The organism is Niameybacter massiliensis (assembly GCF_001282685.1).
Lineage (GTDB): Bacteria > Bacillota > Clostridia > Lachnospirales > Cellulosilyticaceae > Holtiella > Holtiella tumoricola.
The window spans coordinates 1,230,534-1,245,852 of the sequence record NZ_LN875035.1 but is presented as its reverse complement, the minus strand read 5'-3'; the positions used below and the strand labels follow the sequence as shown (position 1 = coordinate 1,245,852).

General features: G+C 33.1%; 10 protein-coding genes. All 10 read left to right on the top strand.

What is annotated here, in order from left to right; translation table 11 throughout:
• The first annotated feature begins 15 nt into the window (after positions 1–15).
• The 10 genes from BN2390_RS11420 (at position 16) to BN2390_RS11375 (ending at position 15,301) form a co-directional block, all read left to right on the top strand.
• Positions 16–942, top strand: a complete 927-nt coding sequence (locus BN2390_RS11420) for a tetratricopeptide repeat protein (RefSeq protein ID WP_053984477.1) — start codon at positions 16–18, stop codon at positions 940–942.
• Between the two features lie 198 nt (positions 943–1,140).
• On the top strand, positions 1,141–1,941 hold the full coding sequence (locus BN2390_RS11415; protein ID WP_053984476.1) for an AraC family transcriptional regulator: 801 nt from the start codon (positions 1,141–1,143) through the stop codon (positions 1,939–1,941).
• Positions 1,942–1,977: 36 nt separating this feature from the next.
• The gene (locus BN2390_RS11410) at positions 1,978–5,079 is read left to right on the top strand and encodes a glycoside hydrolase family 2 protein (protein ID WP_053984475.1); all 3,102 of its coding nucleotides are present in this window, start codon (positions 1,978–1,980) and stop codon (positions 5,077–5,079) included.
• A 16-nt stretch (positions 5,080–5,095) separates the two neighbouring features.
• Positions 5,096–5,752, top strand: a complete 657-nt coding sequence (pnuC, locus tag BN2390_RS11405; protein ID WP_053984474.1) for a nicotinamide riboside transporter PnuC — start codon at positions 5,096–5,098, stop codon at positions 5,750–5,752.
• Positions 5,753–5,908: 156 nt separating this feature from the next.
• Complete coding sequence (locus tag BN2390_RS11400; RefSeq protein WP_053984473.1) at positions 5,909–6,448, top strand: sigma-70 family RNA polymerase sigma factor; 540 nt, start codon at positions 5,909–5,911, stop codon at positions 6,446–6,448.
• 14 nt (positions 6,449–6,462) lie between these two features.
• Positions 6,463–7,434 (top strand): DUF4179 domain-containing protein, encoded by a 972-nt coding sequence (locus BN2390_RS11395; protein ID WP_053984472.1) that lies wholly within the window; start codon positions 6,463–6,465, stop codon positions 7,432–7,434.
• Between the two features lie 149 nt (positions 7,435–7,583).
• Positions 7,584–10,730 carry a YhgE/Pip domain-containing protein gene (locus tag BN2390_RS22265; protein ID WP_053984471.1) on the top strand — a complete coding sequence of 1,049 codons (3,147 nt, stop codon included), beginning with the start codon at positions 7,584–7,586 and terminating at the stop codon, positions 10,728–10,730.
• 156 nt (positions 10,731–10,886) lie between these two features.
• Complete coding sequence (locus BN2390_RS11385; protein ID WP_053984470.1) at positions 10,887–12,617, top strand: FUSC family protein; 1,731 nt, start codon at positions 10,887–10,889, stop codon at positions 12,615–12,617.
• 137 nt (positions 12,618–12,754) lie between these two features.
• Positions 12,755–13,426: a sortase gene (locus BN2390_RS11380; RefSeq protein WP_053984469.1), complete on the top strand. Its 672-nt coding sequence runs from the start codon at positions 12,755–12,757 to the stop codon at positions 13,424–13,426.
• A 120-nt stretch (positions 13,427–13,546) separates the two neighbouring features.
• Positions 13,547–15,301, top strand: a complete 1,755-nt coding sequence (locus BN2390_RS11375) for a metallophosphoesterase (protein WP_082238761.1) — start codon at positions 13,547–13,549, stop codon at positions 15,299–15,301.
• Positions 15,302–15,319: the final 18 nt, after the last annotated feature.

Here is a 15,319-nt window from a genome sequence, read left to right as displayed (position 1 = left end):
ATGAAAGGAGATTTTATGAAAAAGATTAATTCTGCTAATATCATATTACTACTAGGGGCTGTACTGAGTATTTTTTGTTCTTTTATTATGAAAAATGCATTCTTAGGTATAGGAGTGTTTGTTGTAATCTTTGGGTTTGTTATGTATAAGCAAAGGGCAGCTTTGTGGGCTTCTTCAGCAGCATCTGCTTATCAAAAGGGAAATATTACAAAGAGCTTTGAGCTGTATGAAAAAGCCATTGCAGTACAAGACTGTCCGAACATGGCGAAAATTTTATATGCCTATCGCTTAGTAAGTGAAGGCAATATAGAAGCGTGTGCAAAGATTTTAGGCACACTTAATCCAGCGATTATGAATGAAAATGAACGTCTTAACTACAATGCTACAAATGCACTAAGTATTTGGAAACAAGGGAATGTACATAGAGCTATTGAAATCTATGAGGCACTTTTAAATGAAAAAAATAGTATGCTTATTTATGAAACATTAGGCTATTTGTTTATTGAGGCAGAAGCGTATGAAAAAGCATTAGAATTTAACTTGAAAGCCTTTGAACTTTATGAAAACAATGAGCGTATAAAAAGTAATCTTGCAACCAGCTACTATTATCTAGAAGAGAATGTGGAAGCTGCAAAACTTTGCAAAGAACTTATCGAAAACTATGCCAATTTCCCAGATCCATACTACTATTATGCCTTACTGTTAGAGACACAAGAAAAATATAAAGGTGCGCTCAAATATTTAAATAAGGCATTAGAAAAGAAGTTTTCTCATATTTACACATTGACAGAAGAAGATGTACAAGATGAGATTGATGAAATAGAAGAACAAATGGAACAAGAAATAGAAGAAGATATTGATGAAATAGAAGAACAAATGGAACAAGAAATAGAAGAAGATATTGATGAAATAGAAGAACAAAGAGAACAAGATATAGAATAAGAGATTGAATAGGCAAGTGAGTGATGCATATAAGAAAGCATTGCTCTCTTGCTTATTTTTTGTGAATTGATTTTTGAAACAGTAGTTCCGAAAAATATAATTTTAAAATAATATTTGGCTAGAAATTTATAGGATTTTTCATAGAGGATAGTTAGAATAAATGTACGGATTGAAAATTTTTCATAGGAGGTGAGTAGAGTGCTTGGTGTAAATTCTATTAACTTAGGAAAACTGGAGTTTTGTGCACATTATATTTATGATGAGCATGCCCATAATGAATATGAGATTAATTATATTAACTTAGGTCGGTGCATTATGGTAATAGATGACAAGAATGTTACACTCAAACAAGGGGAATGCGTGATTATCCCACCTAACTATAGACATAGTTTTATGGTAGATGGATTACAAAAATGCCAAATTACACAGTTAAGTTTTAAATTATATAACATAGATGAAGTATTAGACTCCCTTTCTCTTTTTAAATATAAGCAGCCATATTTTAAAATTGCAAACTGTACAGATGTACTTGAAAGTATGAATCAGATGTATACCTATTATAACTATAAAAGTTATTCCGAATACAATAAACTTTTACTTAATCTAGAGTTGCAGAAACTTTTTGTTATGCTATCTATGCATATTGAGCATACCGATTTGAAGAAAGGCCGATATGAGCATACGCTTTTAGAAACAGCTTTGGCATATATTGATGCCCATTATGAGGAGGATATTCAGCTAGAGGAATTGGCCAAAATGTATAAAGTAAGTTCAAGATATTTAAGAAAAATATTTATGGAGTATGTAGGTTTTAGTGCAATTGAATATATTACAATGCTACGCATTGAAAGGGCTAAAGATTTATTGAAGAATACTCATAGCTCTATTTCTGAGATAGGAATGGATGTGGGCTATAACAGCTTTCAGTATTTCAGTATGATGTTTAAGAAGAAAACAGGTGTTTCTCCAAAGGATTTTCGAGGGCAATATAGGATGTAATTAATAACTATATAAACATATGAGAGGGGATAGAACATGATTCGCAGAACTGATTTTAACAATTCAATATGGGAGGCACCTATTTTGCCACCTATTCCAAATAAACTTAAAGATAGAGAAGAAAGTTCTATATGTTTAACGAATAGAGTAGAGGGAGAATGGCAGTTTTTGTTTGAAACTATTGAAGATATGCCTTCACCATTTGATAAAAGCCAGGACTATGATTTTGGACAGATTGATGAGAAAAAATGGGAAGGTGTTATTGTACCAAGTTCTCTTATCATGCAAGGTTATGATATTGAAAATAATGTAGAGTATTACTATAGACGAAAATTAACAATTCCAAAAGCATATTTAAATAGTAGAATTATTTTAAGATTTGAAGGGGTTTATTCTAATGCACGTGTATGGGTAAATAATAAGTATATCAAAACCCATGTAGGTGGATTCACAGCTTGGGATTGTGACCTTACAGAATTTGTAACTGAAGAACCTATTACAGTGATTATAGGAGTAGCAGATATAGAAGGAGAAAATCCTGGTATATGGAACAAAGAGGGGCAGATGGTGAGTGATTCCTCTTGGGCAAGTTATTATGCACATCATAATATAGGTGGTATTTTGCGCAATATTACACTCTATGCACTTCCTCAAAACTATATTGCAAGAACTCATCTACAAACAGTACTAGATGAAAGTTATATAAATGCAACTTTAAAGATGGATCTACAACTTCATAGTCATAAACAAGCTATGAAAGTGCAGGTTGAACTATATACTGCAAATGGTGAAAGGGTAAAAGAAGAAAATTATACCATTGATGAAACATTCTTAGATAAATGGCATTTTCCACATGAGCATTTGAAAATGAGACCAGATAAAAGCTGGCAAGAATTAAATCAAGAAGCTTATGAAAATGATAAAAAGTTTGAGAATCGTTATATCTCTTCTTCATTTATAAGACCAACGGGATTAGAGGGATACTCTGCATGTATTGAAATGGATGTTGAACAACCAACACTATGGGATGCAGAACATCCTTATCTTTATGAAGTTAGAGTAAGCTTATGGATAGACAATGAAAAGGTTCAAGAAAATTGTCATAAGGTTGGGTTTAGACAGATTAGTTATGGGGGTATGCATGATACGGCATGTAATAAAGTCTATATCAATGGACGTGAGATTAAACTGCGTGGTGTATGTAGGCATGATGTGTCTTATTTATATGGAAGGTCATTAACCAACGAAGAAATTCGTGATGAAATTGTTGCTTACAAAAAGCATAATATTAATCATATTAGAACATCTCATTATCCTGCCTCAGATTATTTGTTAGGAGTATGTGATGAGTTAGGAATCTATGTAGAGCAAGAGAATTCTGCATGTTTTAAAGGGGATAATGGATATGGTATCCATTGTGCACCACAAGAATTTATCAGTAGTTTTGCCGAGATGATAGAGAGTAGTAGAAATCATCCATCCGTTATTATTTGGTCTTTAGCCAATGAGTCTGGTTTTGAAAAGACCTATGCTTTTAGAGCAGAATACGATTATGTAAAAATAGCAGATACAACAAGACCTGTGATCTTTAGTTATCCTTATACGGTTAAAACAACACCTCTTCCTTATGATTTGTATAGTCATCATTATGCAGAAGTAACAGGAAAATTAGGAAATGATAAAATGCCCGTTTTACATGATGAATTTGCCCATGTGCCATGCTATAACTTAGAAGATTTAACAAAAGATAATAGCTGTCGTGAGTTCTGGGGAGAAAGTATTAAGCGGGGATGGGAAAATATCTTTAAGACAGATGGGGCATTAGGATGTGCTATTTGGGGTGGTATTGATGATGTCTTTTATATACCAGAGGGGACGAGTAAAGCACATCAAGAACATTCAAAAGGGAGAGCTACTGGATATGGTGAATGGGGAGCAGTACTAGATAGTTATAAACGTGAAAAGCCAGAAGCCTATTTAACTAAAAAAGCCTTTTCTCCTATTCGCTTAGATGAGGGTAAGAGTATTTTTGGTAAAGGTATAACGCTCTATGTAAGCAATTGGTTTGACCATGCTTCTTTAAACGAAGTTAAGCTTATTTGTACAGATACAGAAGGAAATGTGCTATATGATGATTTGATTAAAGAAAATATTATGCCTCATCAAGATGGAATCATTTATTTAGAAGATGTAAATACATATAGCACAGGTATAGAGTTGGCATTTTATTTTGGAGAAACTTTAGTAGATACATACTATCTCTCAGAAAAAACAAATGAACTACTTATAGATAAAATCAAAGCTAGACAAGGTTTTCAAACAGAAGTAGTACAAGATGAGATCAAGATTATGACAACTTCTAGTAGATTAATTATAAACAAGAACACAGGGAAAGTCGTTGTATATCGCTTACGTGAAGAAGATAAGGTAGTAGAGGGACCTTACTTCTATTTAGATGGGAAGCGAGGCGTAGTAACAGAGGTAACTAATATAACGTATCGTATTCAAAATGGTATATTTTATATGACTGCTTATGAAGTGTATGAGAATAAATTAAAAAATCAACTAGATATTATTTTTGATGGTGAAAATCTACATACTTTTATCAAGGCTATAGACAAAGGTGATATAGAGCAACTACAACAATTCGGAGTAGAGTATTCATTATTCCCGGCAGTAGAAGCTGTGAAATGGAAACGTAAAGGTCTATATTCAAGCTATCCATTAGATCATATTGGAAGAAATGAAGGGATTGCTTATTTAAGAAGAAAAGAAGAAAAGTCTGCAGATACTTATGGTATAAGGCCTAATTGGATATGGGAACAGGATATGGCAAATTATTTTCTATTTGAAGAGAATAGCCAGGAAGTGACTAATGACTTTAGAATGAGACGACACCATATTCTTGAGTATACAGTTCAATTTGAAAATAGAAGTAGTTTAGGGGTTAAACCTATAGAAGGGCATCTTGCTGCTTTGGTACATCATACAGCAAATGAGAATAGAGGAGTAAACTACTTACAGCTGACATGTGGTTATTATTATCCAAGCATATCATGGGGAAATTACTGTGGAGAGCCTTTGCAAATTCATCCAAATCAAACATTTGCATTTAAGTTAGAGCTTGATCTTATATAAAAGAAAGGGGAGAATAATGAAACATAAAGACTACAAGAGTGTATTAGTGGTACAATTAATAACTATCCTTCTAGCAGGTATTATATCTCAGGATATGGGATATATGATAGGTATTTCTATAATAGGAGTAGTGTTTAATTTCTTTGTATCTATTAATAAACCTATTGGCTTTTTATTTGGAGTTATTTATGCTATTGCAAATGGTATAGTGGCCTATGATACACAGATTTATGCAACTTTTGTATTTATGATCTTTTTACAAGCACCCATGGCTTTATACAGTTTTGTAAGCTGGGCTAGGAAGAAAAAGAGTACAGAAAGTATTATGAGAGAGATGTCTATTAAGCAAAATATAGCATTAGGTATAGCAATGGCTACTTTAGGTGTCATGATGTACTTTGTTCTTGGTGGCTCAAAGAGTATAAGTGTGTTGCTAGATACGATTTTCTTTGTATGCAGTGTAAGTGCATGCTTATTATTAGCTTTTTGTTATAAGAATGCATATGTCATTACATTGATGTCTGGACTAGGTGGAACTTTTTTATGGAGTTATCATATGGTAGAAACAGGTAGTGGATGCTCTATTGCGGTATTTTATATGATTGTTTCAATTAATTCTGTGATTGCTGTTTATGAGCAATATATTCAAAATAGGAAATTCAAAATCTCGTAGAAATTCTACGAGATTTTTTGTTGTAAAAATAAGGGATTAAAGGGACATACTAATATCTACATAAAAAATAAATAAAAAGTTTTAGAAAAGTGATAGATTATTGGATATGAGATGTTAAGTATAGTATGAAGAAGCAAATGAGGAAGGAAAAAGATTATGCGCATAACAGAAGAAAACTTTGTTTCTGAGATGATAGCAGGCAATGAGAAGGCTATAGCTTATGTCATAGAGCACTATGGTTGGATTATTAAATCTGTAGTCACAAAACATCTATATCATTTATCTCACTACCAAGAAGATTGTATGAATGATATCTTACTAGCTGTATGGCAACATATTGATAGATTTAACCCAGATTTAAATAGCTTTAAAAACTGGCTAGCGGGTGTGTCAAAATATACGGCCTTAAACTATGTCAGAAAATATAAGCGAGAATTAGAACAAGAGCCCTTAGAGGCAGCAGACCTAGCAACTGGAGATATTACTTATGAAGAGAATGTTAAAGATGAGGTCAGTATTTATTTTAAGCAAATACTTGAGTATATGAAAAAAGAAGACCAAGAACTTTTCATTAGTTTGTATATTAAAGAACAATCTGTTCAAGAAATTAGCCAAGCTACAGGTATGAAAAAAGAGGTCATTTACAATCGTTTATCAAGAGCTAAGAGTAAAGTGAAAAAGCTATTTAAAATATAGAGGAGGTAACTGATATGGATAAAAATATTTATGACTTAATCAATGAAATAGAGACAGACTTAGAAGGCTATGAAAAAGTAGAATTAACCAAATTGGAGGAAAAAAGAATAATGAAAAAATTTAGCAATGGATTAACAAAAGGATTACATATGAATAAGCAGTTCAAAAAATATGTAGGTGTAGCCGCAGCTGCGGTTATAGTGGCAGGTACAATAGGTGCAGTTCCAGTAATGGCAACAACTAACCCAACTATATATAAGATAGCAAGCTTCTTAGGCATTGATAAGAACATGGAAGCTTATGAAACAATGGTTGGGAAAGAAGTTACAAAAGATGGGATTACTATGAAGATTAATGAAGTCATTATTAATAATGATAAGTTATTAGTATCAGTAACAACAACAAGTGAGAAAAATATGAGTGAAAACTATATGGGACCAGGTGGTGTTGTCTATATTAATGGAGAGGCAGTTAATGGTGGTGCAAGATGGCGTTCAGAACTTATAGATGATTATACAGGCCACTCAGTTATTACATTTCCATTAAAGCATATTCCAGAGGGAGAAGTTTCAGTGAAGATAGAACTTAATACGCCTTTATCAGGGCAACAACGCTCTCCACACTGGGTATATGAATTTAAGGCAGATGGTGAAGCGCTTAAACAAGATACACATGGAGTAACAATTAATCAAACTTATTCATTAGAAAATGATGAACAAATTAAGTTATTAGATTATAAAGGTAACCTTATTAGCCAAAGTATTTATTATGAAGCAAGTGCATCTTTCTTGACACATGATATGGAGATTATAGGAGTAGATGAAAAAGGAAATAAAGTAGTCTTTATAAGTAATGGTGAGCAAGCAGGAAAAGGCGAGTTTGTAGCGAAAGAAGAATATAAAGATGTTGTAGCCCAAGCAAAAACAATAACTTGTGATGTTTATGTAGAGGGTGAAAAAGTAGGAGAAACCTTCGTAATTGAATAGTAATAAATCAAGAAGCTGTTGCATAAACCTAATGCAGCAGCTTCTTTTGGTTTGGACAAACAGGGTAAATTGTCTATTGTAAATAAATATGAGGCAGATATAATAAATCAGTGTTAGAGGTATGCAGATGAATAGAAAGGAGCAGAGACATGTTTGGAAAATTACTGAAGAATAGTTTTAAAATTTATAAAGCTGACCTTTCAAAAATTTTAACAAACTGGGTAAGTTTAGTTGTTTTGGGAGGATTAATCTTATTGCCATCCCTTTACGCATGGGTAAACATTTATGCATCATGGGATCCTTATGGTAATACCAATGGAATTAAAATTAGTATTGTGAATGAAGATAAAGGTGGAAGCCTTAAAGATATTAATGTAAATATAGGTGAAGAAGTAGTAAGCTCGTTGAAGGAAAATGATACGCTAGGATGGGTCTTTCATGAAGACCGCGAAGAAAGTTTAACAGATTTAGACGAGGGAAAGGTTTATGCAACTATCATTATTCCGGAAGACTTTTCAAGTAAGATTCTTACATTAATTGAAAGAAATCCAGTTAAACCTGAGCTTGAATACTATGTTAATGAAAAAATAAATGCCATTGCACCAAAGATTACAGATAAAGGTGCAACAACTATTCAAAATCAAATCAGCACTTCATTTGTTGAGACGGTGGCAGATAAACTTATAGAAGTGATGCATTCTGTAGGTATTGAAATTGACAAACAATATCCAACTCTTGAAAAACTAGAAAATATGATAGTAGGTATTCAAGATAGAATTCCAAACTTAGAATCAGGACTAGATTCTCTTATCGAAACAGCAGAAAATGGGAAGGTTATGATAGATAGACAAGATAAGAGTGTGGTTCAGGTGCAAAAGATTTTAGACCAACTCATAGGCTTTAATGGTGATGTAGTTGAAACTTTAGATGAATTAAGTGTAAAACCAGATGAAGTCATTCCAGATATTAAAGAAAACCTTGTACTAATTCAAACTATTTTTGCAGATGTATCCCGTTCAACAGCTGAGCTTAAAGATGCTATAGAACTGAATAAACCTGTACTACTTAATGATATTGACCAAGGCATAATCAAATTAGAAAATGCCGAAGACCGTCTTGAGGAACTTACAAGTAAAGCTAATGAGTTAGATAAAAATTTAAGTAAGACGGTTAATACCATACAAAAAGAAATAGTAAGTAGTTTAGATGATTACATAAAAGCACTTAAAGAATTAAAAGAAGTTTTAGATGATCCTGAAACTGCTTTAAAAGTATTAGATACAATTGAAAAGATAAATAAAAAATTAGCAAATCAAATTGCCACTTTACGTAATGTGATTCAAGCAAAAGCTAATGAGATTGATGAACAATTACGTAAGCTACAGTTTATTATAGGTACGATAGAGGGACTTAAACCACCAACTATTCCAAGTCTACCTGGAGGAGATAGTAATACCGGAGGAGATAGTAATACCGAAGGAGACAGTAATACCGGAGAAGATAATAATACCGGAGAAGACAGTAATACCGGAGAAGACAGTAATACCGGAGAAGACAGTAATACCGGAGAAGACAGTAATACCGGAGGAGACAGTAATACCGGAGGAGACAGTAATACTGGAGAAGACAGTAATACTGGAGGAGACAGTAATACTGTAGGAGATAGCAATACAGATAGTGATAACAATGCAAGTGGCGATTTGGTAGATGGTGTCAATGAAAGTTTAGCTTTAGTACGTGAAGCTAAAGAAGATATAAGTAATAATGAAGAATTTTTAGGTGATGCGAGATATGCTTTAGATGATATGGAAAGAAGCCTAAATGCAATAAATGCAGCTCCCAATAACCCAGATCGAGTAGAAGAAAACCTAAATAATCTAAGAGCTGAAAGTAGAAATTTAAGTAATACAATAGGGAATCTTCGCGTGCAGTTAAATATGTTAACTGACAATATTACAGGTAAGTTAACAGCAGCAGAACAACTTATGCGTGAAGTAGGAGCCGGTACAAATGGCATCAAAAATATTGTAGTCAGTGTATCTGAAGGTACTCAAGTTAAAATTGATAAAATGCTTGTAAATATTGATAAGGTACAAGATAAAGTAGAAGAAATTTCAAAGAAAATGACAAAAGCTTCTCATAAAGAGTCTGAAAAGATTCAAGATAAGTTAGGAACTACAAGTAAGAACTTAGCTGAGTTAGAAAGACGACTTGGTGAGCTAGGCAATGTTATAGAAGATAAAGTGGTATTAGAAGAAATGTTACAAAATATTTCTCAGCTTACTTATAATATTCAAGCTTCCTTAGAACACACTATTGACTTATTAGATTCAGATTTAATTGCTAAGCTTAAAGAGCAAATAAACAGTGTATCTGGATTTGTAGGAGATGTGACTGTATTACTTGATAATGTTAGAAATGAATTAGATTACTTAAGAGACTTTGGTACCCGTTTACAAGATAAGAGTGAAGTATTTGTTGATGATATTAATGAAGTTAAGGGACATATACCTAATGTTGAAGATAGCATTAATAAAATAGTAGATAAGTTAAAAGAACTTGATGAAAAGGTAGATATTAGAGAATTAATCAATGAACTTACAGGAGATAACAGTAATAAGAGTGATTTCTTAGCAGCACCTGTTATTCTTAATACACATAAGCTTTATCCAATGGCAAACTATGGTGCAAGTATGACACCATTTTATACAACCCTTTGCCTATGGGTAGGTGCATTATTACTTTGTGCACTATTAAGTACAAAAGCGAAAAATGCAGATTTTGAATATACACCTGTACAAGAATACTTTGGAAAATATCTTTTATTCACTACATTAGCCATACTACAAGGCTTTATTGCAGGTCTTGGTGATATAGTGGTACTAGGGGTAGAGGCACAGCATCCAGTATTATTTGTATGCTTGGCTATGTTCTATAGTATGGTGTTTACAGCTATTGTGTATACACTTGTGTCTCTCTTTGGAAATGTTGGTAAAGCAATAGGAGTTATTTTATTAGTATTACAGATTGCAGGATCTGGAGGTACATTCCCTATCCAAGTTACACCAGAATTCTTCCAAAGAATTCATGACCTCTTACCATTTACGTATGGTATTAGTGGGATGAGAGAAGCTGTTGCAGGCGTTTACTCCCCTACACTTGTAGCAGATATGATTGTACTTGTATTTTTCTTTGTTTTATCCTTGTTTATGGGTGCATTATTAAAGAAAAAAGCCAACGCTTTCTTACAGCGATTCTCTAAACAATTAGGAAAATCAGGTGTAATAGAACATTAGAATAAGTAACCAATGAACCCTCATAGCTAGAAAAACTAGGTATGGGGGTTTTAAACTATAGGTTTAATGATAGATTAAAAAGTTTTTTATAACGAATAAGCTATATGTTTTCAAACCACACTAAGGAGTAAAATACAAAAAGTGGGAAGGAACAAGATGTTACAACAGTGGAAAGTAAAAGAAAATATTAATTATAGAGATGTTTTTAGAAAAGGCACTGTGGGTCTAATCATTACTTTTATAGCAGGTCTTTTGTTTGGAAAAGAAAATATGATGATTGCTTTCGTCATTGTACTAGGTGCTAACATCTATGAAAAAGAAAACTTACGTGTTAAGACCGTACAAAAGATTTTGCGTCTTCTTGTACGAGATGTAGTTATTGTATGTATGGCCTTTATAGCAAGCCAAAATATGTGGTGGGGTATTCCATTTAACCTAATAGCTATATTTATCATTATCTTTAGTTTAGTATCACCATATGATCAAATTTCTTATAAAACTTTTATGATGCTTTATGTCTTTTGCCAGTATAGCTATATTACTTTAAGCGAACTTCCTAGTCGACTTTTTTTAGTTGTTTTTGCAATGGGATGCGTACTTATAAGTAGCCTTGTTTACCAATTGCGTAATAAGGCTCTTTTGGATTCTAATATTGGGAAGGGGTGGAAGATGATTGATGAACAACTTCACAATATTTTAGAAGGACGTTTTGACCATGCATTAAGTATAGCGTGTAGAACAGCAATGAATGAGGTTGCCCATACAATCTATAGAACAGGTTACAGGCGCTACTTTACAACTCAGCAAGGAAAAGTACAGTTTCACTTTTATATGAATATTAGTTATTTTAATGTTCTATTAGAAAGTATTGATAGAGAGTACGCTAGAGGAGAGTTTGGAAAGAAGCAACTTTTAGCGTTAATCAGTATTACAGAAACTATTAATAGGTATTTTAAGTATGAGATTAAAAGAGATGAAATTATACAAGTGCTTAAGAATGCTGTAGAGCTAGGCCCAATTCATTATGGCTTTGGATCAGAAGTTATGGAAATTTTAGAAGCCTTATATAAGAACTTTGTAGAGTTGGATGAAATGAATTATAAGAAGAAAAATACAGTATATGGAGAATGGGAAAGAACAAGTCTAAATCAACTTTATGACAACTTCCAAAATGCACTTAATCCTAAGAGTATGCGTGTTAACTTTGCAGCACGGCTTGCTATTATCTTGACCATTACGTTACTACTCGCACATCAATTAGGATTTTATAAAATTATTTGGGCAATTATCCCTATTATGTCTACAACAAGGCCTTATTATGAGGATACTATGCAGCGTAAGTCGGATAGAGTAAGAAGCAATTTACTTGCTTGTCTCATAGTTGGGGTGATCATTAATATTGTTGATATTGAATGGATATCAGTACTTTTAATCACATTAGGTTTTTATGGTGTGTATACATTTAAGGACTATTATCGTATGTCTTTCTTCTTAACGGTTATTTCTATGTGTTTATCATCTTTTGGTACAGGTATTAATGGCCTAATCTTTTATAGATTAATTTATTTAATGGTAGGAGTAGTGATTGTAGAACTAAGTGTACGAGTTAAACCATTTAAGTTAAAGGACGGCATCAATGAACTGGTTCAAAAAATAGATAGTCTTAATACTAAGTTAGAAAAAGAAGCACTTAGAAGCCTAAAGCATGAAGAAAACACTCATATCATCCGAGAAACAATCATTCATTCTGCCCTTCTTGGTCAACATTTATCTATACACAATAAGGCTTATAAGGATGAAAAGATAACAAAGTTAGTAGAAGACAATGCAGAATTTGTGATTAGATTAGGTCATCAGCTTTTAACACAAAGTGAAAGTAGAAGATAAGATAAAATAGAATAAAATGATATGGAGTATAGCCTAGAGTAAGGATAAAGCTATACTCTGTATTTTTGTATAGTTTTCTGATATAGTATAAAATTAGATATAATTAGAGTAAGGAATAGGTAAAGGAAATAAAGAATATGAATACAGGTAAGAAGTTATTAGGGATAGGATGCTTTGCAGTATTGATGGTATGTGGTTCTAGAAATTTAGAAACCAGACAACAAAAAGTAGCTGCACAAGCACTTATAGACAATGAAGTAGAAAAAGATAATATAGTAGAGGTAGTGGAGCCTGTTGAACAAGAGTTAGAGGCTGAAGAGCTAGTAGCTTTTACGCTACCGTATGATCAACTTTTTATCACACCAATAAGGCAGGCCTATGAAGCAGAAACGATGCAATTGAAAATTCCTGTATTGGAGATAGATGAACCTGTCTATGATAAAACAGATGAGGATACATTAAAGAATGGTCCATGCTTATATGAATATGCGCAATTGCCAAGTGAAGAAGGAGCAAATGTAAGTATTGCTTCACATCGTATTAAAAAAAGAGGAGGCTTTCTAGATATTGATCAGTTGAAGGAAGGGGATCTTCTCTATCTTATATATGAGAATACAATTTATAAATACATATATGATACAACCCAAATGGTAGAAGAAAATGACTGGAGCGTTGTTTATCGTAAAGAAGGTCCATGTGTTACATTAACAAGTTGTGAGCCAGCGCTTAATCCAACTCATCGAATAGTAGTGACAGCGAAGTTATTAGAGACGTTACCTTATGATGCAGAATATGTTTTTGAATATTAAAATTATGTTAAATGAGTTAAGGGTCCGTTAATTGCCTTGAAGTAAACACTAGGATGATTATAATAAGTTTTAGATAAAACGTATTATACAGATAAAGTGGTGCAAATACCGGGAGGCAATATGAGAAACTTAAAAACTAGAAAAAGACTAATCGCGTTCGCTTTAGTAACAGCAATGCTTGGAAGTGGAGCGGTTAATACATTTGCAGCAAGCAATGATGCTTGGACAGAAGCAACACAAACAGAAGCAGCTAAAAATGGTGCATGGGAACAATGGTGTAATGAATGGGAAAATATTAAAGATGATTGGACGCAAATGTCTTTAACACCAGGGAAAAATCAAACAGAACTTAACTTTGGTTGGTACAGCAAAATCGGGGATGCACAACCAAAGATTAAAATAGGTCAAAAAGCAGACTTAAGTGATGCACAAGAGTTAAAGGTTACTACAACTTCAGCAGTTGAAGGGCATGAATCAAATAAAGCAATAGCAAAAGATTTAAAACCAAATTCAACTTACTACTATAGTTATACAAAAAATGGTGTATGGACAGAAGCTATTTCTTATAAAACTCAAAATCCAGAACAATTTAGCTTTATCTATGTAGGGGATCCACAAATTGGTTCTTCAAGTGGAAATGCAGCAACAGGCAGTGAAGAAGAACAAGGTCAAGATTTAGCAACAAGAAATGATAGCTTCAACTGGAGTAACACAATTAATAGTGCTTTAGCAATTCGTCCAAATGCAAGTTTTGTCTTATCAGCTGGGGATCAAATCCAAACAAGAGATAAGAAAAACAAAGATCCTCTTTACACAGGAAATGAAATTGAATATGCAGGTTACTTAAGTGCAGATGCTCTTAAATCTCTTCCAGTAGCAACAACTGTAGGGAACCATGACGCATTAAGCAGTAACTATACATATCACTTCAACAATCCAAATGCAAGTGATTTAGGCTCTACTTATGCAGGTGGAGATTACTACTTCTCTTACGGGGAAGCACTTTTTATTAATCTTAATACAAACAACTTAAATGTTGCAGAGCATCAAGCTTTTATTGAACAAGCGGTTAAAGAAAGTTCAGATACATCATGGCGTATTGTAACACTTCACCAAGATATTTATGGTTCTGGCGAACATTCGAATGAGCCAGAAATCGTTAACCTTCGTTATAGCTTAATTCCAATCTTTGAAGCCAATAATATTGATGTGGTTTTAACAGGGCATGACCATACGTATTCAAGAACTTTCCTTTTAGAAGGTGGGAAGTTAGATCAAAGTACTATGATTACAGAAGATGAATTTGATGCATACTTTGAAGGCGAAGTTGCTATTGATGATAAATACACTAACTATTTAGCAAGTGTTGAAGATGCTAAAGCGGTAAATGTAACGAATGCAAGTGGAGAAGTAGTGGATCCACAGGGAATTTTATATATGACTGCAAACTCATCAACAGGTAGTAAATACTATGGATTAGTAGAAAAGCAACAAGCATATGTAGCGGCTAGATGGCAAGAAAATGTGCCAACATTCTCTATTGTAGATATTACAAAAGACCGTTTTACAATTGATACTTACCGTACAGATACAATGGAAAAGATTGATAATACATTCTCCATTGTAAAAACACAAGCATCTAAAAAGGCAATAGCAACAGACAATAAGGCGAACAATGTATCAACAGTAAGTGGTACTGTAGCAGAGACAGCGGCGGCTGGTAATGAAGTTATATTTGTAGAAAAAGCTGAAGATGAAAAATTACCACAAACAGGTTATAGAGTAAGTGATTTATTACTTAGCTTAGTATCTATCCTTGGAATAGGTGCATTAGGTGTAATCTTTATAAATAAAAAGAAAAGTGTAAGCAAATAAAGCATAAAATAAAACATG

What these genes read in the sequence shown, in the direction of transcription:
- BN2390_RS11410 (WP_053984475.1), top strand. Translation starts at nt 1,978, where the DNA reads ATGATTCGCAGAACTGATTTTAACAATTCAATATGGGAGGCACCTATT.
- BN2390_RS22265 (WP_053984471.1), top strand. Translation starts at nt 7,584, where the DNA reads ATGTTTGGAAAATTACTGAAGAATAGTTTTAAAATTTATAAAGCTGAC.
- BN2390_RS11375 (WP_082238761.1), top strand. Translation starts at nt 13,547, where the DNA reads ATGAGAAACTTAAAAACTAGAAAAAGACTAATCGCGTTCGCTTTAGTA.
- BN2390_RS11400 (WP_053984473.1), top strand. Translation starts at nt 5,909, where the DNA reads ATGCGCATAACAGAAGAAAACTTTGTTTCTGAGATGATAGCAGGCAAT.
- pnuC (WP_053984474.1), top strand. Translation starts at nt 5,096, where the DNA reads ATGAAACATAAAGACTACAAGAGTGTATTAGTGGTACAATTAATAACT.
- BN2390_RS11385 (WP_053984470.1), top strand. Translation starts at nt 10,887, where the DNA reads ATGTTACAACAGTGGAAAGTAAAAGAAAATATTAATTATAGAGATGTT.
- BN2390_RS11420 (WP_053984477.1), top strand. Translation starts at nt 16, where the DNA reads ATGAAAAAGATTAATTCTGCTAATATCATATTACTACTAGGGGCTGTA.
- BN2390_RS11380 (WP_053984469.1), top strand. Translation starts at nt 12,755, where the DNA reads ATGAATACAGGTAAGAAGTTATTAGGGATAGGATGCTTTGCAGTATTG.
- BN2390_RS11395 (WP_053984472.1), top strand. Translation starts at nt 6,463, where the DNA reads ATGGATAAAAATATTTATGACTTAATCAATGAAATAGAGACAGACTTA.